The sequence below is a fragment of the Phenylobacterium deserti genome, from assembly GCF_003254705.1.
Classification (GTDB): Bacteria; Pseudomonadota; Alphaproteobacteria; order Caulobacterales; family Caulobacteraceae; genus Phenylobacterium; species Phenylobacterium deserti.
In genome coordinates this window covers 65,458-88,300 of record NZ_QFYR01000001.1, presented here as the reverse complement: position 1 = coordinate 88,300, position 22,843 = coordinate 65,458, and the positions used below count along the sequence as shown (strand labels likewise).

The 22,843-nt window shown below is 68.1% G+C and carries 22 protein-coding genes; 8 read left to right on the top strand and 14 right to left on the bottom strand.

The annotated features are described in order from the left end of the window. Positions 1-89 precede the first annotated feature (89 nt). Entirely contained in the window at positions 90-380 is a 291-nt protein-coding gene (locus tag DJ018_RS00365; protein WP_111512826.1) for a hypothetical protein, read from the top strand. 81 nt (positions 381-461) lie between these two features. Here the strand turns inward: DJ018_RS00365 and DJ018_RS00360 are convergent, their stop codons facing one another. Together DJ018_RS00360 and DJ018_RS00355 are read right to left on the bottom strand one after the other, a co-directional pair. Next, on the bottom strand, positions 462-1,022 hold the full coding sequence (locus DJ018_RS00360; RefSeq protein ID WP_111512825.1) for a YciE/YciF ferroxidase family protein: 561 nt from the start codon (positions 1,020-1,022) through the stop codon (positions 462-464). Between the two features lie 87 nt (positions 1,023-1,109). Further along, positions 1,110-3,197, bottom strand: a complete 2,088-nt coding sequence (locus DJ018_RS00355) for a PAS domain-containing protein (RefSeq protein ID WP_111512824.1) — start codon at positions 3,195-3,197, stop codon at positions 1,110-1,112. 422 nt (positions 3,198-3,619) lie between these two features. Between DJ018_RS00355 and DJ018_RS00350 the strand changes: the two genes are divergently transcribed. Continuing rightward, positions 3,620-4,033: a response regulator gene (locus tag DJ018_RS00350; protein WP_133254186.1), complete on the top strand. Its 414-nt coding sequence runs from the start codon at positions 3,620-3,622 to the stop codon at positions 4,031-4,033. On the opposite strand, the gene DJ018_RS00345 is transcribed toward DJ018_RS00350, so the two are convergent. Continuing rightward, positions 4,030-4,740: a Crp/Fnr family transcriptional regulator gene (locus tag DJ018_RS00345; protein ID WP_165842756.1), complete on the bottom strand. Its 711-nt coding sequence runs from the start codon at positions 4,738-4,740 to the stop codon at positions 4,030-4,032. The two genes, DJ018_RS00350 and DJ018_RS00345, sit on opposite strands and share 4 nt — an antisense overlap. A gap of 428 nt (positions 4,741-5,168) precedes the next feature. On the opposite strand from DJ018_RS00345, the gene DJ018_RS00340 reads away from it, so the two are divergent. Next, positions 5,169-5,894, top strand: a complete 726-nt coding sequence (locus DJ018_RS00340; RefSeq protein WP_240609418.1) for a Crp/Fnr family transcriptional regulator — start codon at positions 5,169-5,171, stop codon at positions 5,892-5,894. A 31-nt stretch (positions 5,895-5,925) separates the two neighbouring features. On the opposite strand, the gene DJ018_RS00335 is transcribed toward DJ018_RS00340, so the two are convergent. Beyond that, complete coding sequence (locus DJ018_RS00335; protein ID WP_111512821.1) at positions 5,926-6,135, bottom strand: DUF2188 domain-containing protein; 210 nt, start codon at positions 6,133-6,135, stop codon at positions 5,926-5,928. Between the two features lie 269 nt (positions 6,136-6,404). Here DJ018_RS00335 and DJ018_RS00330 point away from each other — a divergent pair, with 269 nt between their 5' ends. Continuing rightward, positions 6,405-6,614, top strand: coding sequence for a cold-shock protein (locus DJ018_RS00330; RefSeq protein ID WP_111512820.1), 210 nt, complete (start codon positions 6,405-6,407; stop codon positions 6,612-6,614). A gap of 71 nt (positions 6,615-6,685) precedes the next feature. On the opposite strand, the gene DJ018_RS00325 is transcribed toward DJ018_RS00330, so the two are convergent. The 4 genes from DJ018_RS00325 to DJ018_RS00315 all read right to left on the bottom strand — a co-directional run bounded on the left by DJ018_RS00325 (position 6,686) and on the right by DJ018_RS00315 (position 9,124). After that, positions 6,686-7,114, bottom strand: a complete 429-nt coding sequence (locus DJ018_RS00325; protein ID WP_111512819.1) for a VOC family protein — start codon at positions 7,112-7,114, stop codon at positions 6,686-6,688. A 95-nt stretch (positions 7,115-7,209) separates the two neighbouring features. Next, positions 7,210-7,386 (bottom strand): hypothetical protein, encoded by a 177-nt coding sequence (locus tag DJ018_RS19040; protein ID WP_165842755.1) that lies wholly within the window; start codon positions 7,384-7,386, stop codon positions 7,210-7,212. Positions 7,387-7,448: 62 nt separating this feature from the next. Next, positions 7,449-8,705: an RNA polymerase sigma factor gene (locus tag DJ018_RS00320; RefSeq protein ID WP_111512818.1), complete on the bottom strand. Its 1,257-nt coding sequence runs from the start codon at positions 8,703-8,705 to the stop codon at positions 7,449-7,451. A 2-nt stretch (positions 8,706-8,707) separates the two neighbouring features. After that, the gene (locus DJ018_RS00315) at positions 8,708-9,124 is read right to left on the bottom strand and encodes a YciI family protein (RefSeq protein WP_111512817.1); all 417 of its coding nucleotides are present in this window, start codon (positions 9,122-9,124) and stop codon (positions 8,708-8,710) included. A gap of 95 nt (positions 9,125-9,219) precedes the next feature. On the opposite strand from DJ018_RS00315, the gene DJ018_RS00310 reads away from it, so the two are divergent. Beyond that, a complete protein-coding gene (locus DJ018_RS00310) occupies positions 9,220-9,630 on the top strand; it encodes an NUDIX hydrolase (RefSeq protein ID WP_111512816.1) in 411 nt (136 codons plus the stop codon). 10 nt (positions 9,631-9,640) lie between these two features. Here DJ018_RS00310 and DJ018_RS00305 read toward each other — a convergent pair whose 3' ends face one another. Then, the gene (locus DJ018_RS00305; RefSeq protein ID WP_133254185.1) at positions 9,641-11,650 is read right to left on the bottom strand and encodes an HWE histidine kinase domain-containing protein; all 2,010 of its coding nucleotides are present in this window, start codon (positions 11,648-11,650) and stop codon (positions 9,641-9,643) included. 213 nt (positions 11,651-11,863) lie between these two features. Here DJ018_RS00305 and DJ018_RS00300 point away from each other — a divergent pair, with 213 nt between their 5' ends. Then, positions 11,864-13,309, top strand: a complete 1,446-nt coding sequence (locus DJ018_RS00300) for an MFS transporter (RefSeq protein WP_111512814.1) — start codon at positions 11,864-11,866, stop codon at positions 13,307-13,309. Positions 13,310-13,319: 10 nt separating this feature from the next. Here the strand turns inward: DJ018_RS00300 and DJ018_RS00295 are convergent, their stop codons facing one another. The 3 genes from DJ018_RS00295 to DJ018_RS00285 are packed head-to-tail and all read right to left on the bottom strand — an operon-like array spanning position 13,320 to position 17,451. After that, the gene (locus DJ018_RS00295) at positions 13,320-14,600 is read right to left on the bottom strand and encodes a cytochrome c (protein ID WP_111512813.1); all 1,281 of its coding nucleotides are present in this window, start codon (positions 14,598-14,600) and stop codon (positions 13,320-13,322) included. After that, positions 14,597-17,002 (bottom strand): xanthine dehydrogenase family protein molybdopterin-binding subunit, encoded by a 2,406-nt coding sequence (locus tag DJ018_RS00290; protein ID WP_165842754.1) that lies wholly within the window; start codon positions 17,000-17,002, stop codon positions 14,597-14,599. The genes DJ018_RS00295 and DJ018_RS00290 overlap by 4 nt, the downstream gene beginning before the upstream one ends. Further along, positions 16,999-17,451: a (2Fe-2S)-binding protein gene (locus tag DJ018_RS00285; protein ID WP_205853685.1), complete on the bottom strand. Its 453-nt coding sequence runs from the start codon at positions 17,449-17,451 to the stop codon at positions 16,999-17,001. Before DJ018_RS00285 ends, DJ018_RS00290 begins: the two co-directional genes overlap by 4 nt. 147 nt (positions 17,452-17,598) lie before the next feature. Here DJ018_RS00285 and DJ018_RS00280 point away from each other — a divergent pair, with 147 nt between their 5' ends. Continuing rightward, a complete protein-coding gene (locus DJ018_RS00280; protein ID WP_111512811.1) occupies positions 17,599-19,410 on the top strand; it encodes a PAS domain-containing sensor histidine kinase in 1,812 nt (603 codons plus the stop codon). A gap of 10 nt (positions 19,411-19,420) precedes the next feature. On the opposite strand, the gene DJ018_RS00275 is transcribed toward DJ018_RS00280, so the two are convergent. Then, positions 19,421-20,122, bottom strand: coding sequence for a response regulator (locus DJ018_RS00275; RefSeq protein ID WP_111512810.1), 702 nt, complete (start codon positions 20,120-20,122; stop codon positions 19,421-19,423). Next, the gene (locus DJ018_RS00270) at positions 20,113-21,468 is read right to left on the bottom strand and encodes a sensor histidine kinase (protein WP_133254184.1); all 1,356 of its coding nucleotides are present in this window, start codon (positions 21,466-21,468) and stop codon (positions 20,113-20,115) included. Before DJ018_RS00270 ends, DJ018_RS00275 begins: the two co-directional genes overlap by 10 nt. A 236-nt stretch (positions 21,469-21,704) precedes the next feature. On the opposite strand from DJ018_RS00270, the gene DJ018_RS00265 reads away from it, so the two are divergent. Continuing rightward, positions 21,705-22,775, top strand: a complete 1,071-nt coding sequence (locus DJ018_RS00265; RefSeq protein WP_111512808.1) for a 2OG-Fe(II) oxygenase — start codon at positions 21,705-21,707, stop codon at positions 22,773-22,775. Positions 22,776-22,843 lie beyond the last annotated feature (68 nt).

The window sequence follows — 22,843 nt, the reverse complement described above, 5'->3', positions numbered from 1 at the left end:
CCAGGGTCGAGCAAGCGCGTTCGCGTCAGCCAAGCGGAGCCTGACGACGCGAGCGGCGTTCTCCTGCGCGCAGCCGAAGGAGAGACCTCTTGATCAAGACCCTGCCCCTCGTGGCCGTTCTGGCCATTTCCAGCGCCGCCGTCGCAGCCTGCGTTCGTGAGGACGCGCCCAAGGACAGCGCGGTGGCCGAAGCCATGCCCGACACATCCGCGCCGCGCGCGGGCGACCGCGCCATGACCGCGCCGGACGCCGGCGCGACCGGCACCGTGCCGGCTGACGGCTCGACCCCGCCGGTGGCTCCGACCCCGCAGGTCGGCACTGCTGGCGGCACCAACACGCCCAACGCCGGGGTCCCGGCGCAGGGCGGCGCCACCCAGTAAGCCATCCGGCTCACTGCGAAATGAAACGGCCTCCCGGAGCGATCCGGGAGGCCGAGTTCGTCTGGGTGGGCGTGAAGGCGCCTAGTGGGCGCGCGCCTCCTGGCCGCCCTTGCCCCTGCGGCCGCCTTGTTCGGCGCCATCTTCCTGGCCTTCGAGCATGGCCGGGTTGAGCTCTTCCTCGGCGAGCCGGGTCAGCTCCTCGTCGAGCTGTTTGCCCTCTTCCAGCACTCGCTCCATCGTCTCGATCACACGGTCTTCGCCAAGCAGCCGGCCCATGGAACGGGCGGTGCCCCAGGCGGCGATGCAGTAGTGCTCGAGCTTCTGCACGCCGGCCAGGAGAACCGGATCGAGCAGCTTCTCGTCCTCGATTTCTTCCATGTGCTCATTGAGATCCTCGATGAGCCCTTCTGCAGCGACGTTCTTCGGTCGAGCCTTGGTTACCTCCATCTCCTCGAAGGCCTGGTCGAGAGCTTCGATCAGCTGAGCGCCTTGGTCCTTGCGCCGGCCAAGAGCCTCCTTCAGGCGCTCGGATTGGACTTTGCGGACCATCTTAGGGATCGCGCGCGAGAGCTGCCGCTCGGCGCTGTAGATCTCTTTCAGTTCGGTCGTGAGGATGTCCTTGGGGGTGCGCGGCGCCGCCATGGGCTGCCTCCTGTGGCTGGTTGGAACGAGCTAACGGCCCCCAAACCGGCCACGGGGACCGCTGTTCCTAAGGCTCAGCCCGGATTCTCAAGCGTCCGTTTCTGGAGCTCGCGGCAGCTGGGCGTCCAGCGGAAATTCGAAACGCGCGTGAGCCCCGCCGGGAACAAAGCGCAGCTCGGACCGGGCGTTCAGCTCGTAAGGCAAGGCCTCTTCGATGAGCCGCCGCCCAAAGCCACGGTGCGCAGGCATCGGGTCGAGCACCGGCACTCCGCTTTCTCGCCAGTCCAGGACCAGCACCGGACCGCTGTCCCGTGGTTCCAGGCTCCAGCTGACCTGAACGCGTCCGGCTGCGGCGGCCAACGCGCCGAACTTCAAGGCGTTGGTGACGAGCTCGTGGAAGACCAGGGCCACCGTCTCGGCGACTTGGCCGGATAGCTTCACCGACGGTCCTGAGATCTGTGCGTCGTCGGCGCCGGCCGCCGCCAGGAACTCGTCCCGGATCAGGGACTCCAGGTCCAGCGAAACATCTGGATTGCGGGTCAGCGCGGCATCGGCCCTGGCGTAGGCGTCCAGGCGACCGCCGAAATGCATCAGGAAGTCGTCCACGCTTGCTGCGCTTTCGGCCGTGCGCGCGGCGATGGAGCGGATCACCGCCAGCTGGTTGCGGGTGCGACGCTGCAGTTCCGCCAGCAGGATCTTCTGGGTTTGATCCGAGCCGCGCTGGTCGGTGACGTCGCGCATCACGCCCACCATACGTAAGGGCGTTCCGCTTTCGTCGTAGAAGAACCGCGCGCGCGTTGAGAGCCAGCGCACAACGCCGTCAGGGTGCTCGGTGCGGAACTCGCGCACGAAGTCATGATGGCCCGCCATCGCCGAGTTCAGGGCCGCCTCCGTGTCGGCGCGGTCATCGCCGTGCAGTCGCTGGACCCAAGCCTCATAGCTCGGCTCCACGCCGTAGAGGTCATAGCCGAGCATGCGGAAGTGCTCGTCCGACCAGGTGACCTGATCGGCTTCCATGTTCCAGTCCCAGGCGGCCAGACCGCCGATGTCGAGCGCCAGCCGCAGGCTTTCGGCGCTTGCAGCCAGATCCTCGAGGGCGGCTCGGTGATCGTGGATATCCGTGGCGGCGCCGAACCAGCGCAGAGCGCCTGTCCGTTCATCACGCAAAGGCTCGGCGCGCACCAGGAACCAGCGGAACTGGCCGTCATGACGGCGGATGCGGTGTTCGTGCTCGATAGGCTCGCCGGTCTTCTCCGCGCGCCGGCCGGCCCGAGCGGACGCTTCGCGGTCCTCCGGGTGGATGGCGTTAAGCCAGCCATCGCCCAGCGCCTCGGCTTCCGTCTGGCCGGTGTAGTCGAGCCAGCGGCGGTTGATCCAGTCGATGCCCTGGGCGGTGTGGCTCCACAGCAGATCGGGGGCGAGGTTTGCGAGCGTCTGGAACCGTGCCTCGCTGCCGCGCAGCTGCTCCTCCGCCGCCTTGGAGCCGGAAAGGTCGATCACCGCAGCCAGGGCGCCCACGATGTGGCCGTCCGCGTCGCGTCTTGGGCTCACGGCGCTGCGCACCCAAACCTTGGAGCCATCGGGACGCAGCACCCGCTTGTCGATGGTGAAGGGCTCGCCACGCCGCAGCAGCCGCTGCATGAGCATCCAGTTCTGCTCGCGATCCTCTTCCGCGGCGAGGGTCATGACATCCAGCCCGGCCAGAGCGTTCTCGGACCGGTCGAGGATCTGGGCTAGGCGGGCGTTGGCGAAGGTCACGGCGCCCTGAAGGTCGATCATGCCGATGCCGACCTCGAGCTGGTCGGCGAGACTGCGGAACTGAGCTTCCGCCTCACGACGATCGCGTTCCGCCCGGATCTCGGCGGTGGTCTCCACCGCGCAGATGAGCACGCCGGCGACGACGCCCGCCTCGTCCCGCACGGGGGTGTACACCGCGTCGAACCAGGCCGACTGCACCTGTCCGTCGCGCGTGATCTGAGCGGCGACATCTTCCGCCACCAGGGTCTCACCGTTGATCGCCTGGTGCAGGCGCGGCGCGAGGCGCGCGGTGAGTTCGGGAAAATCCGCCAGCAGGCGCCGGCCAAGAATGGCGCCCCAGGGGCCGAGAAGGTCGACGTGCCGCTCACTATGAGCCGCCACGACGAACTGTGGGCCCCAGACCAGGATGGTCGGCATGCCCGCGCTTAGGGTGATGTCGGCTGCTGTTCGCAGGCTCCAGGGCCAGGCATCGAGGGAACCTAGCGGCGTCGCCGACCAGTCAAACGCCCGTATGCGGTCGCGCAGGACGCCGCCGCCTAAGGGCCAGGTCTGCCGTACGCCTTCTGTCACAAGCACCACTCAGCCGGGCCACGATGCAGCTCGAGACGGCCGGCAGACACACCGCAACCCACTCGGACGCAAGCCTATACAATCCGCACGCGAAAGCCGCCGGTTGCAACCGCCTTCTAGTAGGCGGCGGCGCAGCCCGGCCGCTGACATTATCTCTAAGCCTCAGAATGCCTCTATGGCTCCCATCGAATTCCTGAATTGGATTCAGGCGCCCGTTTTGGGCATGTTCCGTCGCGGTCGCACGGCGCGGTCGCAGTTCGGACACGCGTATGTCAGTCGAGTTGGAAGAGGGGGCCGAGCCCGGCCCGGAGTTGCTGGGTCGGCTTCAAGGCTGGTGCGTCCTGGTCGCCGAGGACTCGTTCCTGATCGCCAACGATCTTGCGCGTCGGCTCACCGAAGCGGGCGCGCAGGTCCTCGGTCCCTTCGCGGATCTCGCCTCCGCCCATCGTGCGCTCGACGCGCACACGCCTCCCAAGCTTGCAGCCATCCTGGATGTCCAGCTGCGCGACGGGCTGATCTACGGATTAGCCGATCGCCTGGCGGAGTTGGGCGCGCCGATGGTGTTCGCCACGGGCTACGATAAAGCGGACCTTCGAGCGCCGTACGACGCCTATCCATTCGGCTTGAAGTCGATGGAAGCCGGCGGTCTGCTGTACCTGCTGGCCGAGGCGCTGGAGCCCTAGTTCGCTTCCGACAGGTGCAGGTAGGCCGGGTCGAACTCGCCGGCTGCCTGCAGGCCGGCCCAGTCCATCACCACCAGCTCGCCGCCGCTGAATGACAGTAGGCCCTGGCCGCGCAGCTGCTGAAGCACGCGGTTGGTGTGCACAGCCGAGAGCCCCAGAGCGTCGGACAGATGCTGCTGGGTGACGGGGAAGGCCGCACGGGCGCCGTCCGACAGGCCGGCGGCCCGCAGGCGGATCAGGACCTCGCAGAACAGGTGCGCGACGCGAGCGTAGGCGTCCCGACGCCCGATGCCCAACATCCATTCCCGGAACACCGCCCCTTCCACCAGGTTCATGCGCCAGAAGGCTAGGGCGAGGCGGGGGTGAGCCTCAAACATCGCGACAAGCTTGGGGTGAGGGATCACCGCAGCTTCACAGGGCGTCAGCGCGCAGACGCTGTGATCCATGGTCATGAACAGGCCTTGGACGTCCAGCAACTCGCCGGGGACGTGGAAGCTCATGATCTGGCGGCGGCCGTCCGCCAGGGTCTTGTGTCGGAACGCCTGTCCCGAAAGCAGGAGGCGCGCTTCTTTGGGGCGGTCGCCCTCGAGCACAAGGTCCGCACCGGCGGGAAAGCGGCGAGGCTGGTTCGCAAGCTCCTGGAGCGCTTGTCGCTCCGCGGGCTCCAGCGGCATATAGCGTTCCAGCAGGGCAATCAGGGGTGACAACATTCGCGTCCCTGAAACCACGCGTCGCCACCGGGGCGGAATAAACTGGGTTAAGCTGCCGCTTGACAGTGCATCGCGCCGTTCGGGCGCGAGGCGCCGCGTCCTTGCATGGCAGGACCGCCTTCCAGGCTGACGATGCGTTTTTGCAGAGTTCGTCAGTCGGTGCGGAACGCATCGCGCTAACTTGGGTTAAATGCGGGCGGCGGCGACACACGCCCCCCGACTGAAGCTCCCGAGAGGGAGCACCGCCGCAAAAACCGAAGCCCCCGGTCCCCGTCAGGATCGGGGGTTTCCCATTGGCGCCTAGCCGAAAACACACAAGGGGCGACTCGCAAGCGTCTGAACGGTATGACCCTTAGCGCCCTGCGCGCCTGAGGCTGCGTTCACTGCTTCTGGGCGAGCTCTGCAGCTGGGCTGGGGAGGCTTGCGTGTCCGAAATCGATCTTCTGGTCCGCAAGCTCGCCGCGCGCGACGTCGTCCCTGAAGATGAGCAGCAAGCGCTTCGTGCCGCAGCCACCGAGACGGTGCCTTACGCCGCCGGCGAGGAAGTCGTCCGCGAGGGAGAGCGTCAGACGGTGTCGCGGCTGCTCGTCAGTGGACTCATCGCGCGTGTGAAGCTGCTGGACGATGGACGGCGCCAGATCACCGAGCTGCATATCCCGGGCGACTTCGTTGACCTGCACAGCTTCCTGCTCAAGCGCCTGGATCATGATGTGATCGCCGTCACGCCGGCGCGGCTGGTCAGCTACCCCCATGAAGGCCTGCGGAAGATCACTGAGCAATGGCCGCATCTGACCCGCCTGCTGTGGCTGAGCACGACGCTTGATGGGGCAGGGCACCGCGAGTGGATCGTCTCGGCCGGGCGGCGTACGGCGGCCGAACACGTCGGCCACCTGTTCTGCGAGTTCCTGCTTCGCTACGAGGTGGTCGGGCTAGGGGATCGTCGGCGCTGTCCGTTGCCGCTCACCCAGCAGCAGCTGGCGGACGCTTGCGGTCTGACGCCGGTGCATGTGAATCGCGTGCTCCAGGAGCTGCGGCACGAAGGACTGCTGGAGTGGCGGGCGGGGGAACTCACGGTTCCGGATTTCGACCGTCTTGCGCAGGTGAGCCGGTTTGATCCGGCGTTCTTGAACCTGATCCGGGAGCCGCGCTGAGCGACAGCTCCCGAGGTTCAGGCGATCGGCCTTAAGCCGCGCCGAAGAAGCCGTGTTCGCCGGTGATGCGAACGATGCAGGCTTGACCCGCGTCTTGGGCGGCCCGGGCGCGCTTGTTGGCTGCAGCCTTGGCTTCGTCCTTGTTGCGAGTGCTGTCGAGGTATTCGCCCGCATGTTCCACAGCCCAGCCGCCGTTGTGCGGGCGGACGGTGAAGGTCAATCGGGCCGGTTCGTTGCGCAATGGAAAGCTCCAAAAGTGGAAATATTCCTGTGACTTCTAGAAGGAATTCCGCACGATGTCGCCCTCGGGCGCGAAATAAATCTGGGTCAAGCTTGCTTCAAATGAAAAAAACCCTAGATTTGCCGGATCAATTATCGCACTGGCTCGCCTGACTCTCCCCGGCCGCTTCTTGAAAGAAGCTCGCGGATACGACCTCGACCCTCTCCGAAAATTTGATGCGGACGTCGATGGACGACGTCTGGATACCTAGACCCGGAAAGGGAACACCCATGACCACTGGTGTGGTGAAATGGTTCAACGGAACCAAGGGCTTTGGCTTCATTCAGCCTGACGACGGCGGCCAGGACGTGTTCGTGCACATCTCGGCCGTGGAGCGCGCCGGCCTCGGCGGCCTGCACGAAGGCCAGAAGCTGAGCTTCGAACTGCAGAAGGATCCGCGCAGCGGCAAGACGGCTGCGGCGAACCTGCAGACCGCGTAAGCGGTCAGTTTCAGTTACGGGAAAGGCCGGCGCCCAGCGCCGGCCTTTTTTGTTGCGCCGGGCGGCGAGCCTCAGCGCCTGACTTGATTGAAGCCCCAGACGTAACCGAACGGGTCGCGCACTTGGGCGTAACGGTCGCCGTAGAACATGTCCGCCGGCTCCATCATGGCTTGGCAGCCCGCGTCCACCGCCCGCTTGAAGTCCGCGTCGCAGTCGCCGCTCATCACGCAGAGGCTGAAGCCCTGGGGCGCTTCCCAGGGGCAGCCGTGCTCCGGATAGGGATCGGACATCATGATCGAGGAGCCGTTGACGTAGAGGTGCACATGCATGGTGCGCCCTTGTTCGTCCGGCGGGTAGATGTCGGCGGTGGTCGCTCCGAACGCCCGCCCATAGAACTCGGCCGCCTTGATGGCGCCGTCCACCATCAGATAGGGCGCGACGCCCCCCTTCACCTCCACGGCGGCTGCGGCGGGCCGTTCGGTCTCAAGCGCTTCACCCATGGCGTTTCTCCTTTGCCGAGCGCCGCACAAGGCGGCGACAGCCGAAGGACGTGCAAGGCAGACGCTTGCCGACACCACAGCGTAAGAATCTGCGCTCAGTCCTTGGACCTGTCGGCGGCGGGGCGGCGACGCAGAAGCTCACTACGTTCCTCGGCAAGGCGCTCCCAGGTCACGGCCATCTCCAGCAGCTGGGCGCGTTGTTCGCCTTCCATGCTGGCGGCCAGGTGACGGCACTCCTCGGCGTGCTTGCGGTACTCTGAGGCTTTCTTCACGCCTCTGGTTTGGCGCGCTGCAGGCCGAAGCTCAAGGACCTCGGCGCGCACGAATGCGGCATCTAGGCTGCGCCGCGCCGACCCTCATCCATCAAGCGGTCCAGGTGGCGACGGATGTGCGCCGCTTCGGCGGGTGTGTTGGCCAGTGCGATCGCGCGGTCGAACGCAGCCCGAGCCTCGAGTTCACGGCCGAGCTTGAGCAGGAAGGCGCCCTTACAGCCGAAGAAGTGGAAGTAGCCGGCAAGGCGTTCCTCCAAAGGAGAGATCAGGTCGAGCGCCGCTGCCGGGCCGGCGACCTTTTCCACCGCCACAGCCCGGTTCAGCGTCACCACCGGCGAGGGCTGCAGGCGCTCAAGCGCCTGGTAAAGGAGCTCGATACCTTTCCAGTCGGTCTCGGCGACAGCGGGCGCCCTGGCGTGCAGCGCCGCGATGGCTGCCTGGATCTGATAGGTCCCGGGCCGCCGATGCCGCATGGCTTTGTCGATCAAGGCCAAGCCTTCGGCGATCAGCTTGCCGTTCCAGAGTCGGCGGTCTTGGTCGTCCAGCAGGACGATCTCGCCGTCCGGATCGAAGCGAGCCGCGGCGCGGGACTGCTGCAGCAGCATAAGGGCGAGCAGGCCCATCACCTCCGGCTCGGTCTGGAAGAGGCGCAGCAGCAGGCGCCCCAGGCGGATAGCTTCTTCCGACAGCTGGGCACGCGCCGGGTCCGAGGCGGCGGAATAGCCTTCGTTGAACACCAGATAGACCATAGCCATGACAGCGCCGAGGCGTTCGGACCGCTCTATCGGGCCGGGGGCTTCGAACGGCACGTCGGCCTTGGCGATCCGACCTTTGGCGCGGGTGATCCGCTGTTCCATGGCCGCTTCCGACACCAGGAAGGCGCGGGCGATCTGTCGGACTGACAGGCCCGAAACGATCCGCAACGCCAGGGCGATCTGCTGGGTCGGCGGCAGTTGCGGATGGCAGCAGATGAACAGCAGGCGCAGGACGTCGTCACGGTAGTGCGACCCGTCCAGCCGCTCGGCGAGCGGCGCTTCCACGTCGTCCAGGTCTGAGAGGGTTTCCTCTGGTGGCAGCGCCGTGTCGCGCGAGCGCTTGCGCACGCCGTCGAGCGCGGCGTTGCGGCCCACCAGCACCAGCCAGGCCACCGCGTCGCGAGGCGGCCCGTTCTGTGGCCAGCTCTTCAGGGCGCGAAGGCAGGCGTCCTGAAACGCCTCCTCGGCGGTATCCAGGTCGCGGAAGTAGCGAAGCAGCGCCGCCACCGCCTGCGGCCGCGCGGCGCTGATCGCCGCATCGATCCAGGCGAGGTCGGCGCTCATGATCACACGCTCTCCGGCGCGGCGATGCGCGCTTGGGGCGTCTGGGCGGGCGTACCCGTCCGGACATCCGGCAGGTACAGGTGCACGGGCCGGACCTCATAGGTGCTGGACGGATTGGCTTCGGACAGCTGGCGGGCGATGCCCAGCGCTTCTTCCAGGTCGCCGGCGTCGACCACATAGAAGCCCAGCAGGTGCTCCTTGGTCTCGGCGAACGGGCCGTCGATCACCATCGGCTCGGCCCCGCTGCGCAGCGTCGTGGCGGCGGTGGTCGGGAGGAGCCGAGCCGAGGGGCCCAGCTTGCCTTCGGACTGGAGCTTCTGATGGACCACGCCCAGGCGGCCCATGACGGCGTCGTCCTCTTCCTGGGTCCAGTTCCAGACCACGTTCTCGTCATTGTAGCAGAGGATGGCGTAGAGCATCGGGGCGTCTCCTGTCGCTAGGACGCCCGACTATGCCGCGTCCCGACAGGGGCGGTGAGGAAAAGATGCGGCGAGGACTTCGGAGGGGGGTGTTCATGACCAGGCAGAGCGAGCCGCGGGTGGGAACCGGGGCGGCGATCCTGCAGGATGGACAGATCCTCTTGCTGCAACGCGTTCGGCCGCCGGAGGCGGGGTGCTGGGGCCTTCCCGGCGGCAAGGTCGACCTGTTTGAGACGGTGGCGCAGGCGGTGATCCGCGAAGTCCGCGAGGAACTGGGGATCGGCATCGATGCGCGCGACCTGCTCTGCGTGGTCGATCAGATCGATCGCGCCGGCGGGGAGCACTGGATCGCTCCGGTCTACCTGGTGCGTGAGTTTGACGGACAGCCAGCGATTCAGGAGCCGGAAAAGCACAGCGGCCTCGCCTGGTTCGCGCTGGACGACCTGCCGACGCCCCTGACCGAGTCTACGCGGCAAGCCATAGCCGCGCTCCAGGCGCGACGCTGACGGCTGGCTCTTAGACTGGCTGAGCAGCGCGGACCTGAGCTGCGGCTCCATCAGGGGGCGCAAGCGGAAGGGCGAGTTCGCAGACCAGGCCCTCTTCGCGCCAGTGGATCTCGGTGCGTCCGCCGACAGAGCCGCTGACCGCCCGTTCAAGAACGGTGGCTCCGAACCCTCGACGCGTCGGCTTTCGGACCGGCGGCCCGCCAGCCTCGGACCAGACAAGGCGCAGCACGCCGCCTTCCACGGTCCAGCGCACGGAAACGCGACCTTCCGGAACGCTGAGCGCGCCGTGTTTGGCCGCATTGGTCGAAAGCTCGTGCAGCGCCATCGCGACACCCTGGGCCGCAGCAGGCGCCAGCGGCAGCGAGGCTCCGTGCAGGCTTATCCGTTCGCCGTCCCCCAGGGTGAAGGGGCGAACCTCCTCTTCGACCAGGCGGCGCAAGTCTGCGCCCGTCCACCGGGAATCGGCCAGCAACTGGTGAGCGCGGGCGAGAGCCTCGATGCGGCCCAGGATGATCTCGCGGAGCGCTTCGGCGCTGGGGGCGTGGCTCAGGGTGACCGCGCCCTGAACCACCGCCATGAGGTTGTTCGCCCGGTGGTCGACCTCGCGCATCAGGAGCTCCAAACGCTCCTCTGTCTCACGCCGCTCCGTCAGGTCTATCACCACCCCGATGGCGCGGATCAGGGTTCCGTCGGGGGCGAAGATCGGGCGGCCTTTGGCGTAGATCCAGCGGATGGAGCCGTCGTCCCGGATCACCCGATAGTCGTTGGCGGACGGCTCACGCCGCTGCTTGGCGGCGGCGAGACGGGCTTGGTAGCCCGGCAAGTCCTCTGGGTGGATCACGCCCAGCACCTGGGCGAGCCGCAACGGGCCCGGGATGTGCGCTAGGCCGTGCATCTCCTTGTAGCTGTCCGAGACGTGGCCCTCGTCCCGAGTGATGTCCCATTCCCAGGCGCCGATGCCGCCGACTTCCTGGGCGAGCCGGAAGCGCTCTTGGACCGCGTCCCGCTCTGCGAGCGCCGATCCCAGCGCCTCGCCCACGTCATCGATCTCCTTGAAGCCGCTTGGCGCGTAATCGGGGGCGGCCCCATCGCGAATGCGGTGCATGGCGGCGTTCAGATGGTCGATTGCGCGTGTGACACGTCCGCTGGCGGCGACGCCGACGGCCGCGCCCAGCAGAAGGAAGAGCGAAGCGCCCGCGAGAGCCAAAACGAGAGCCCGCTGACGCGGCGCGACCAGGTCGGCCTTAGGCACGCCCACCACAAACGTCCAGCCGCTGAGGGGCGAACGAGTGAAGGCGGCGACCGTCGGCTCGCCAGAGAGCGACACCCCTGTGATGACGCCCTCTGGACGGCGCCGCATCTCGCGCCAGACGGGCGCAGGTGCGGGCGCGCCGAGGAACTCGTCGAGCTGCTGATTGCGCCAGATCACGACGCCGTTGCGGTCGATCACGGAGCCGAGGCGACGGTCGGCGAGGACCCGGCCGGCCAGCAGGCCGTCCAGCTGCCGCGGGCGGAACACCACTGACAGGTAATAGGCCGCGCGCCCGTTCCGCATGACGGGCACGTCCACGCACAAGATCATCGGCTCGATGAAGCCGCGCGTCAGATCGCAGATGCGAGGCTCGCCCCGATCAAGCTTCTGCCAGATCTGGGGGGACGGGCCGGTGGGCAAGGCTGCGCCCGGCGGCAGGCGCGTGTTGACCAACTGCCGCCCCTCGCGGTCTCCGACCACGATCCATGCGTCCGGGCCTGGCGCCACCCGTCGCGCCTGGCGATCGAACTCAGCCCAGTCCTCATTCGCCAGAGCAAGCGAGGTCCCAAGCCCTTCCAGCAGCGCCTGGTAGCTTTGCAGCTTGCCTTCCATGGCGAGTGACAGGGCGCGGCCGGTCTCCTGCAGCTGACGCTCGTTCTGCGCGCGGCGGAAGGCGTCCACCTGATGCACGATCAGGATGGTGGCGGCTCCGAGGAGCGCCACCAGCAGCACCGCCATGGCCACAAGGTAGGCGCGTAGGGACCTCACGCGTGGAGCTCTTGGAAGGACGGGACTCGGGCGCGACGTACAGACACCCGCAAGCTCTACCAGCCGGCTCTGCAGCTTGGGAGGACTTTGCGGAGCGGGGCGCAGTCACGTAGCGCGGTTCCGCGGATGAGCCAAAGGGGCTATGAGGCGGCCTGTCGGATCAGGGCCGCCTCGCGCGTCCTTGGGCGACAATGACGAGAACGGGGGCGGCGGATGACGGACGTGGAACGGTCGAACAAGGCCAAGTGGCTGGCCTTCATGACCTTGTGCCTGGGCGATCTGATGATCGTGCTGGACTCCACGGTTGTGAACGTCGCCCTGCCGTCCATCCGCGAACATCTGGGCTTCAGCGAAGCCGGGCTTGTCTGGGTGGTGAACGCCTATCTGCTGACGTTCGGCGGCTTCCTGCTTCTGGGCGGGCGCCTGGCCGATCTCTACGGCCAGCGGAAGCTGTTCCTGATCGGGGTGATCGCCTTCACGGTCGCCTCGGCGGCCTGCGGGCTGGCCCCGAGCCCCGTGGTGCTGATCGTCGCGCGAGCTCTGCAGGGGATCGCAGGCGCGGTCGTCTCCGCGGTGGCGCTGTCCCTGATCATGCAGCTGTTTCCTGAAGGGCCGCAGCGGGTCCGCGCCATGGGCTACTTCGGCTTCGTGATGTCCGGTGGCGGCAGCCTGGGCGTGCTGCTGGGCGGGCTGATCACCAACCTCCTGGACTGGCGCTGGATCTTCCTGATCAACCTGCCGGTGGGCGTTCTGGTGGTGGTGCTGGCCTCACGCCTGCTGCCGGCCGGCGTGCGGGTGCAGGGCGAGCGCCGCCTGGACATCGCGGGCGCGATGACGGTGACCGGCTCGCTGATGCTGGCGGTGTGGGGGATCGTTGGGGCCGAACAGGTCGGGTGGACCTCTGCCCAGACGCTGGTGAGTCTCGCCGTGGCCCTGGCCCTGCTGGCCGCTTTCCTGCTGATCGAGAGCCGGGTGAAGGCGCCGCTGATGCCTTTGCGCATTCTGGCGCTTCGCAATGTGGCGGCCGCCAATGTGGTGGGGGTCCTGTGGGCGGCCGGGATGTTCGCCTGGTTCTTCCTGTCGGCGCTCTATCTGCAGCTTATCCTCGGCTATAGCCCGCTGCAGGTGGGCTTGGCGTTCCTGCCGGCCAACCTGATCATGGGCGCGTTCTCCTACAGCCTGTCGGCCAAGACGGTGAACCGGTTCGGCATCCGGGGTCCGATGGCGACGGGGCTGGGGATCGCCGCGGTGGGGCTTGGCTTGCTGAGCTTCGCGCCGGTGAACGGTGTGTTCCTGATCCATGTGTTGCCCGCCATGCTCCTCCTTGGCGTGGGAGCCGGCATGGCGTTCAACCCCGTGCTGCTGGCGGCCATGAGCGATGTCGCGCCCGAGGAAGCCGGGCTGGCTTCGGGTCTGGTCAACACCGCCTTCATGATGGGCGGGGCGCTCGGGCTGGCGGTCCTGGCCAGCGTCGCGGCTGGAACCACTCACGATCTGACCGCGGCCGGCGCGGACGCCAAGACGGCGTTGAACGGCGGCTATCGTCTGGCCTTCCTGATCGGCGCGCTCTGCGCCGGCTCGGCGGGCCTGATCGGTTTCCTGTGGCTCAAGCCCAAGGCTGCGCCGGAAGGCGCCGGCGCCCCGGTGGCCGTTCACTGAGGGTAGGGCGCTACTGCCGACGCGCGGTGGCCACGTCCTTGGCGCTGACCTGGCCCTCGTCGCCGCCGAAGTGGGCGACCACATAGTTGGCCACGGCGGCGATCTCTCGGTCCGAGTAGGCCTGGGCGAACGCCGGCATGAAGGCATGGCCTTGGGGCGTGCTCAGGTTGCCGCCCCGCAGGATGGTCTGGACGACGTTCAGCCCCTTCGGATCGGCCACCGACCGTCGACCCCGCAGTGCGGCCAGCGGGGACTGCTGTCCCTGGCCGTTCCAGGCGTGGCAGCTGGCGCAGGCGCCCTCGAAGATCTGCCGGCCCAAGCTGTCGGCCTCGCCGGGCGCTGGCGCCGCGACGCTGGCGCGAGTGAGGGTGGCTGGAGCGACCGGGCGAGGGCCTTTGGCGGCCGGATCGGTGGTCTTCAGGTAGACGGCCATGGCGCGCAGATCGGCGTCCGTGAGCTTGGAGAGGCTGTAGTCCACAGCCTCCTTCATAGGACCCGAGGCCACGCCGCGGCCCGGTGCATAGCCGTAGCGGAAGTAGGACACGAGGTCGGCCTCGGACCAGGCGCCTACGCCATGCGCCCGGTCGGAGGTGATGTTCCAGGCCGTCCAGCCCTGCATGGTCTCGCCTGACAACGCCTTGCCGGAGTAGCCGTACAGCAGGTTGCGAGGCGTATGGCACTCGCCACAGTGACCAAGGCTGGTCACCAGATAGCGGCCGCGGTTCCACTCCGCCGTTTGCTGGGGGTCCGGGCGCAGCGGTTCCGAACTGCGGTGGAAAAGGATGTTCCAGAACTTCATCAGCGGACGCTGATTGAAGGGGAAGGACAGGCCGTTCTCCCGCACCTCGTTGCGCACGGGCTGCAACCTGAAGAGATAGGCCTTCACCGCCAGCATGTCCGCGTCCGGCATCTTGGAATACGCCGTGTAGGGGAACGCGGGGTAGAGCTGCTCACCGTTGCGGCCGACCCCATGGCGCATGGCCCGGATGAACTCGCCGTCGCTCCACGCTCCGATGCCGGTGGCGCGGTCGGGGGTGATGTTGGGGGCGTAGATCGTCCCGAACGGCAGGACAAACGGCCGCCCGCCGGCGTAGGGGGCGCCGTTCTCCGTCGTGTGGCAGGCGACGCAGTCAGCGGCGGTCGCCAGGTAGGCGCCGCGGGCGATCAGTTGCGGGCTCGGTGCAGTCGCGGCCACAGCGCGCGCAGCAGGCGCCGGCCAAAAAAAGATGGCCAGGAACACCGCCAGGCCCAGCACCGCCAGACCTGCAAGGATGGCGAGCGCGCGCTTCATGGCTCGCCGATCCCGTCGAGCGGAAGCTCGCCACGATCATTCGCAGCGTTGGCGTCCGCGCGCTCGTCCCGCACCTCTTCGGCAGGTGTCAGGAGCCTCGCGCCCAGGGCCGCCGCGATCGGCGGCGCGAGCGTGCGCTTGCGGGCGTTCTTCCTGAGCAGCTCCCGTCGGACCGGCAGCTCGCGCAGGCGCACGCCCGTGGCGGCGAAGATCGCGTTGCAAAGCGCTGGAGCCGCCGCGGTGGTGCCGGCCTCCCCGATGCCGCCTGGAGGATTGTTGGTCTGGATGTGGATCACCTCGACCGGCGGCGTCTCGTTGATCCTCAGCATCCGATAATCGTGGAAGTTGGATTGCTGAACGCGGCCGCGCTCGAAGGTGATCTCGTTGAACAGGGCGGCCGTCAGGCCGAACAGGATGCCGCCTTCCACCTGCTGCTTCAGGACCGAAGGGTTGACGGTGATCCCGCTGTCCACCGCCACGGTGATGCGGCGCAGGCGGACGTCGCCCTCGTCAGCCACCTGAACCTCGACGACCGCGGCCAGGAAGCTGCCGAACGACTTCTGGACGATCACGCCGCGTCCGGCGCCTGCTGGGAGGGGCGTGCCCCAACCGGCCGCCTGGGCTGCGCGGTTCAGCACCGCCAGGCCCCGCGGCTGGTTGCGCAGCAGCTTGCGGCGGTACTCTACCGGATCCTGCCCGGCGGCGTGGGCGAGCTCGTCCACGAAGCTCTCGACCACATAGATCGCGTGGGTCGGCCCGACCCCGCGCCACCAGGAGACGCGCAGCCCCTCGGGCGGTTGCCACTGAACATAGTCCAGCAGCATGTTCTGGAACTTGCCGTAGACCGGATCCTCGGCTTCCTCGACTGCGTCCGGATCGACGCCGTTGGGGCGCATGCCGGCTGGCCCCACAAAGCGGATTGTCACCGACGCGGCGGTGACCCGGTGTCGCCAGGCGACCGGCAGGCCGTCCGCCCCCAGGCCTGCGCTGATTTTGTCGAGGTAGAGCGGCCGGTAGTTATCGTGTTGGGTGTCCTGCTCGCGGGTCCAAACCATCTTGACCGGGTAGGGACAGAACCGGGCGATCTGCACCGCTTGCTCGACGTAGTCCGTCTCCAGCTTGCGGCCGAAGGCGCCGCCGATCAGGTAGTTGTGGATGGTCACGCGCTCTGGCGGCACACCCAGGATCTTGGCCGCCGCGCCTTGGGCCGAGGTCGGCACCTGTGTTCCGCACCAGATCTCCGCGCCTCCGCCGGTGACGTGGACCACGGCCGCCTGCGGCTCCATGGGCGCGTGGCAGAGGAACGGCTGGCGATAGACGGCTTCCACCCGTTTCTCGGCGCCCTGGAACGCTCGGTCGAAGTCGCCGGACTGGTGGGCCACCGCACCCCGGGCGGCGTTGGACGCCTGCTCCATGGAGGCCCATAGCCCCTCGGTGCTCATGTTGGCGTTAGGGCCGGCGTTCCACTGCACCTTCAGCAGGTCCAGCCCCTGCTTGGCCGCCCAGAAATGCTCGCCCACCACGGCGACCGCGTCGGGCAACCGGATCACCTGCAGCACGCCGGGCACGGCCAGGGCGGCGCGATCGTCAACCGCCCTCAGGGTCCCGCCCCGCCAGGGGCAGGACTGGACGGTGGCGAACTTCATGCCTGGGCGGATGACGTCGATGCCGTAAACGGCGGTCCCGTTGACCTTGGCCGGCGTGTCCACCCGCCGGATCATCTTGCCGATGATCTTGAACTGGCTCGGATCCTTCAGCGCCACCTGCTCAGGCTTCGGAAGGCGTGACGCGTCGTCGACCACTTCGCCATAGGTGGTCTGTCGGCCGGAAGGCGTGTGGCGGACCATTGCTCGTTCGGCGACGCACTCGGCGACGGGTACGCCCCAGCGGTTCGCGGCGGCGGTGATCAGCAAGGTCCGCGCTGCGGCGCCCGCCTTGCGCAGGGGCTCCCAGGCGCCGCGGATGGAGGTCGAGCCGCCGGTGCCCTGGAACTGAAGCAAGGGCTGCTTGTAGAGCGCCTCGTTGGGCGGCGCCGGGGCGATCAGCACCTGATCGAGGCCCACCTCAAGCTCCTCGGCGATCAGGCTGGACTCGCCCATGTAGATCCCCTGGCCCATCTCCACGTTGGGAATGATCAGGATGACCTGGTTGTCGCGCGTGATGCGGATAAAGGCGTCCGGCGCAAACCCGCGAAAGCCCTCGCCGGCAGCCGCGGAGACGTCGTCGGTGCTGAGCGGCTGGGGACCAGCGGGGTTCACCCGCGAGGGATCGGCGGTTTGGGCGCGCGCCTTGACGCTCGCCACCGCCAGCCCGAGCACCAGCCCGCCGCCAAGGATCAACCGCCGCCGGTCGGTGACCAGCTCGATCTCACGGGTCGGCAGCTGCGGCGCCTGCAGGGTCATGACCGGGCGGCTCGCTTGATGGCGTCTCGGATGCGCGGGTAGGTGGCGCAACGGCATATGTTGCCGCTCATGGCGAGGTCGATGTCCTCGTCCGTCGGCGCGGGATTGCGGGCCAGCAGGGCCGCCGCGCTCATCACCTGGCCGGACTGGCAGTAACCGCACTGGACGACGTCGAGGTCCAGCCAGGCCTTCTGCGCCGCCGCGCCCGTGGGCGTGTTCCCCACCGCCTCGATGGTGACGATCGCGCCGCCTGCCGCCGAGGCGGGCAGTACGCAGGAACGTACAGGACGGCCATCGATGTGGATGGTGCAGGCGCCGCACTGGGCGATGCCGCAGCCATACTTCGTGCCGGTCAGACCCAGCACATCACGCAGCACCCACAGCAGAGGCATGTCGGGCGGCACATCCACCACCCGCACCTCTCCGTTGACGTTGAGGTTCTTGCGCACGAAGCGCCTCCTGGTCAGAACCGCAGAACCTCCCCCGATGGGCTTTGGTTGCGGACCCGGGTTCGCCGATCCAAGGGTTGCATCGGGGGCCAGGCTGCGCGTCTGAGCGCTTTACCTTGGCGGCGGCTCGCCTTCAGTATCGGCCTGATGAGTGCGGCGGACGCTTTCCTCGACGTGTTGACGGCCGGCGGCGAGACCGGCGCGATGATCCGCGACCGCGACTGGTCTGCGACGCCCCTGGGACCGATCAGCACCTGGCCTCAGAGTCTCAGGACGGCTCTGGGCCTGCTGCTGCGCTCGCCCGTGCCGATTGTGATGCTGTGGGGCGAACAGGGCGTGATGCTCTATAACGACGCCTATTCGGTGTTCGCCGGCGGACGGCACCCGACTCTGCTGGGCTCCAACGTGCGCGAGGGCTGGCCCGAGGTCGCGGACTTCAACGACAACGTCATGCGCGTGGGCCTGGCCGGCGACACCCTGGCTTATCGGGATCAGGAGCTGACGCTCTATCGCCACGGCTATGCCGAGCAGGTCTGGATGAACCTCGACTACTCGCCCGTTTATGACGAGGCGGGCCGGCCGGCCGGCGTGATTGCGATCGTGGTCGAAACCACAGCCCAGGTGCGGGCTGTTCAGGAGCTGAAGGCCGAGCGCGACCGCTCGCGCGGCGTGCTGGAGCGCATGGGCGACGCCTTCATGCTGGTGGATCGCGACTTCCGGGTCATTGAGATGAACGCCGAGGCGGTCCGCATCGACGGTCGTGGCCGGGACGCTATCGTCGGGCGCACTCTGTGGGAGGCCTGGCCGCACCTGGAGCCGCAGACCGAGGCCAACTATCGCAAGGTCATGGCCGAACGCACGCCGCTGGAGTTCGACGATCACTATGTGTTCGAGAACCGTGGCGAAGGCTGGTTCGCCATGCGGGTGTTCCCGGTTTCTGAAGGCGTGGCGCTGTTCTACCGCGAGGTGACCGAGGAGCGGCGGGCGGCCCAGCGCCTGCAGCTGTCCGAAGAGTCCCTGCGCCTGACGACAGAGGCGGCGGAGATCGGGATCTGGGATCTCGACGTGCAGAAGGACCTGCTGAGCTGGTCCGATCGCACCCGCGCGATGTTCGGCATCTCGCCCGGCGTGCCGGTCTCAATGCTGGACTTCTACGACCTCATCCATCCGGACGACCTTGCGGCGACCCACGCTGCTTTCGGCGCCGCCTTGGATCCGGCGCGGCGGGCGACCTACGACGTCGAGTACCGCACCATCGGCAAGGAGGATGGACGTGTCCGCTGGGTGGCGGCCAAGGGGCGTGGCCTGTTCGACGCCGAAGGACGCTGTGTGCGGGCGCTCGGCACCGCCATCGACGTCACCGCCCGCAAGGCGGCCGAGGAACGCATGCATCTGCTGATGCGCGAGGTCGACCATCGCGCCAACAACCTTCTGGCCGTGGTCCAAGGCACGGTCTCGCTGAGCCAGGCGGGAGACGCCCAGCGGCTCAAAGAAGTGATCGCGGGGCGGGTGCAGGCGCTCGCCCGCGCCCATCAGCTGCTTTCGGACACCCGTTGGGCTGGCGCCAGCCTGCGCCGCCTGGTGGAAGAGGAGATCATGGCCTTCCGCCTGGGTGACGACGGGCGCGTCAGCCTGTTCGGCGACGACGTCTCCCTGGCGCCTGCGGCGGCGCAGTCGATCGCCATGGCGCTTCACGAACTGACCACCAACGCCGCCAAGTACGGCGCGCTCAGCGCGCCGGACGGACGCGTGGAGATCGCCTGGCGCGTGGAAGGCTCCCAACTGCGGCTCCAATGGAGCGAGCGAGGCGGCCCGCCGGTGATCACGCCGACGCGAAAGGGGCTCGGCTCGACCATTCTCGCCCGTGCGGTGGCGGGCGCAGTCGGCGGCGAGACCCGGTTGGATTGGCGCTCCGAGGGGCTGGTGTGCGAGATCGAGCTGCCGCTCGAGGCGGCGTGAGCGGACGTCCCTAGCGCTCGTCGTCGACGCGCAGGCGGTAGCCGACGCCGGGCTCGGTAAGCAGGATGCGGGGCCTGGACGGCTCGGCTTCGATCTTCTGGCGCAGCTGCGCCACCAGCACGCGCACGAACTGGGCGTCGACCTGCGCTTCCGGCCCCCAGACGGCGGTGATCACCTGGCGATGGGTGACGACCCGGCCCGTGTGACGGGCCAGGGTGCGCAGGAGGTCGTACTCGCGCGGCGTGAGCTTCACCTCCTCGTCCTCGATGGTCACCTTGCGCATGGCGAAGTCGATGGACAGCTCGCCGAAACTGGCCACGGCCTGGGCGGCGAAACGCCGGTCCCGGCCACGCAAGCTGGCTCGCAGGCGCGCTAACAGCTCGCCCACGCCCACCGGCTTGTTGACGAAGTCATCCGCGCCGAGGTCCAGGGCCGCGATCTTCTCGCTTTCCAGGTCCCGCGCCGACAGCACGATGATCGGCGCTTCCGACCATTCGCGGATGCGCCGGATGACGTCCTTGCCGTCCATATCGGGGAGGCCCAGGTCGAGGATCACCGCTTCGCAGGGGTCGGCCGCCATCCGGGTCAGCGCCTCGCCGGCGTTTTCGGCGGTTTCCACGGCGTACCCGCCCGCCGCCAGGGCCGGCGTGAGGGCCCGCAGGATCTGAGGCTCATCGTCCACCAACAACAGGCGGGTTGGGGTCAGGGACATGCTTCGAGCCTCATGGTGACGGACAATCCCGCCGTGTCGTCCTGGCGGTTCCGAGCTTCGATCTGCCCGCCCATGGCTTCCATCAGGCCTCGAGCGATGGAAAGCCCAAGCCCCGTTCCTGGCTTACGTGCCGTGCCGGGCGAGCGGAAGAACTTCACGAAGATGCGTTCGATATCCTCGGGCGGCACACCCGGCCCCTCGTCCTTCACATTGACGCAAAGCTGCCCGCCCCGCTCGGTGGCCGCAGCAATCAGCACGGGCGAGCCGGCAGGGGTGTAGCGCAGGGCGTTCTCCAGCACGTTGCCGAGTGCCTGCTCGAACAGCACCGGGTCTCCAAGAGCTTCCGGCAGGTCGGGCGGGGTGGAAACCAACACTGGATGACGTCCGGCCGTCGTTCGGCGCTCCACGGTCCGCGCGATCACTTCAGGCAGGTTGAAAGCCGCGCGCTGAACCGCCAGGCCGCCAGCCTCCAGGCGGGTCATGTTCAGCAAGTTGGCCACAAAGGTGTCGAGCCGCTGCGCTTCCTCCTGGATCGTGGCGGCGAGGTCCTGGCGGACGTCGGGCGCGAACTGCTCGCCGAACTGGTGCAGGCTGCTGGCCGAGGCGAGGATGGCCGCCAGCGGGGTGCGCAGGTCATGCGAGATGGAGGACAGAAGCGCGTTGCGCAGATCCTCGGTGCGCGCCCGGGTCTCGGCTTCGGTCTTGCCGGCGGCGAGGCGGGCGCGAGCGACGGCGGCGGCCCCCGTGTCCACCAGCACTTCCGCCAGCGCCGCCTCGTCGCTCGACAGCCCACGGGCCGGAGACCACGCCGCACAACCGAGCTCGCTTTCGCCGGCGGCCAGCGGGCGGACGCGCCAGCCCGGCTTCTCGACCCCGGGCTCGTCGCTCACAAAGGCGGGGCCGTGAACCAGCGAGGACAGGCGCTGAGCCAGCCGTTCGCGGATGAAGGTCTCGTCAGACGCGTCGGAGAACTCACGAGTGGCGTCCAGAAGCGCTTCGGTGGCTTCGGCCCGGCTGCGCGAGCGGGCGGCCTCGTCCCGCATGCGCCCAGCCAGCAGGCCCGTCAGGCCCGCGACCACCGAGAAGACGAACAGGGTGTTGAAGTCCTCCGGCGAGCCGAAGGAGAGCTCGTAGCGGGGATCAACGAGGAAAAGATAGGTGCCGAACGAGACCGCTCCGGCCACGTACGCCGGCCCTGAACCGAGCAGGAAGGCCGACAGCAGAACCGGCAGCAGGAAGATCATCGACAGCCGGCTGCTGCCGGTCATCCGATAGAAGATGTCGGCCACCAGGGTCGCAGTGACCACGAAGCCGACCGCCGCCGGATAGCGCCACGCGCTCGTCACGCGAAACTTCAACGCCAACTCTCTCCTCAAGCCGGCGGGACGCGCCGGGACCGCCGTTGTTCTGGGGGGAACCCTGGGCACGGTCCCGGCGCACGCCTGCTGGAACTGCGGCAGGCCCCTTCAAGTCGGCCTTCGCCGCCCGCGGGTCAATTATACCGGCTTTATAGGTCGGGCGGCGAAAAGCTTATAAGCTTCTTATGCTTGCTGGAATTTGGGCCGCCGCGCGATCTGGCGTCATGGACCTTCAGCTCGGCACGCCGGCTCCCCTGTTCTCGGCGCCCTCCCACACCAATCCCGAGTTCGCGCTGGGCGCGATCGGCGGGCGCTATGTGCTGCTGGGCTTCCTGCCGCAGGATGCCGAGGGCCGGGCGGCGATGCTCGGCGCCGTGGAAGGGACCTGCGACCTGTTCCACGAGAGCCGGGTGATGGTGTTCCTGGTGGAGCGTGACGCCGAGCGCTACCACGCCGCTGTCGAGAAGGCGGCTGTGCGCTGGTTCCACGACGCCGAAGGGGAGATCGCCAAGCTGTACGGCGCAGCTGACGCGGAAGGTGCGCTGACCGGCCCTCGCTGGGTTCTGCTCGACCCCACCCTGCGGCTCATCGCCTGGCGGCCTGCGGACGCGACCGCCCTGATGTTCTCCACTCTGCGCCGGCTCGGCCTTCCGGAGAACCACGCAGGCGTTCCGCTCCATGCGCCGGTGCTGATCGTGCCCCGCGTGCTGGAGCCGCAGCTGTGCCGGCGGCTTATCGATCTCTACCAGGCCCATGGCGGCGAACAGTCCGGCACCATGCGCACCATCAATGGGCGCACCGTGGGCGTGCTGAGCAACATGAAGGATCGGCGCGATGCGCCCATCGAGGATCCCGCGCTTCAGGACGCCTTGCGCGCCCGCATCACCCGCCGCCTGCTGCCGGAGATCGCCAAGGCCTTCTGCTACAAGGCCACTCGCATCGAGCGCTACATCGTGGCCTGCTACGACGCCAGCTCCGGCGGCTTCTTCCGGCCGCATCGGGACAACACCACTGCGGGCACGGCGCACCGGCAGTTCGCGGTCTCGATCAACCTCAATTCCGAAGAGTTCGAGGGCGGCGACCTGCGCTTTCCGGAATATGGCACGCGCACCTACCGGCCGCCGACCGGCGGGGCGGTGGTCTTCTCCTGTTCCCTGCTGCACGAGGCCACGCCCGTCACCAAGGGCGTGCGGTATGCGACCTTGCCGTTCCTCTATGACGAAGCGGGCGCGGCGATCCGGGAGGCCAACCTGCACCTGCTCGACCCCAGCCCGGCGATGCAGCTCGCCAGCTAAGGCGCCGCGCCTGCGGGGTTGCCGCGTCCCGGCGACCTGCGTCACATGCCCCGCAGACGCGGGGGAGC

Bases quoted from the DNA above. Each gene is read 5' to 3' on its own strand.
- DJ018_RS00360 (WP_111512825.1), bottom strand. From the start codon at position 1,022: ATGGCGGCGCCGCGCACCCCCAAGGACATCCTCACGACCGAACTGAAA.
- DJ018_RS00355 (WP_111512824.1), bottom strand. From the start codon at position 3,197: ATGCCGACCATCCTGGTCTGGGGCCCACAGTTCGTCGTGGCGGCTCAT.
- DJ018_RS00350 (WP_133254186.1), top strand. From the start codon at position 3,620: ATGTCAGTCGAGTTGGAAGAGGGGGCCGAGCCCGGCCCGGAGTTGCTG.
- DJ018_RS00330 (WP_111512820.1), top strand. From the start codon at position 6,405: ATGACCACTGGTGTGGTGAAATGGTTCAACGGAACCAAGGGCTTTGGC.
- DJ018_RS00325 (WP_111512819.1), bottom strand. From the start codon at position 7,114: ATGGGTGAAGCGCTTGAGACCGAACGGCCCGCCGCAGCCGCCGTGGAG.
- DJ018_RS00320 (WP_111512818.1), bottom strand. From the start codon at position 8,705: ATGAGCGCCGACCTCGCCTGGATCGATGCGGCGATCAGCGCCGCGCGG.
- DJ018_RS00315 (WP_111512817.1), bottom strand. From the start codon at position 9,124: ATGCTCTACGCCATCCTCTGCTACAATGACGAGAACGTGGTCTGGAAC.
- DJ018_RS00310 (WP_111512816.1), top strand. From the start codon at position 9,220: ATGACCAGGCAGAGCGAGCCGCGGGTGGGAACCGGGGCGGCGATCCTG.
- DJ018_RS00300 (WP_111512814.1), top strand. From the start codon at position 11,864: ATGACGGACGTGGAACGGTCGAACAAGGCCAAGTGGCTGGCCTTCATG.
- DJ018_RS00295 (WP_111512813.1), bottom strand. From the start codon at position 14,600: ATGAAGCGCGCGCTCGCCATCCTTGCAGGTCTGGCGGTGCTGGGCCTG.
- DJ018_RS00290 (WP_165842754.1), bottom strand. From the start codon at position 17,002: ATGACCCTGCAGGCGCCGCAGCTGCCGACCCGTGAGATCGAGCTGGTC.
- DJ018_RS00280 (WP_111512811.1), top strand. From the start codon at position 17,599: ATGAGTGCGGCGGACGCTTTCCTCGACGTGTTGACGGCCGGCGGCGAG.
- DJ018_RS00275 (WP_111512810.1), bottom strand. From the start codon at position 20,122: ATGTCCCTGACCCCAACCCGCCTGTTGTTGGTGGACGATGAGCCTCAG.
- DJ018_RS00265 (WP_111512808.1), top strand. From the start codon at position 21,705: ATGGACCTTCAGCTCGGCACGCCGGCTCCCCTGTTCTCGGCGCCCTCC.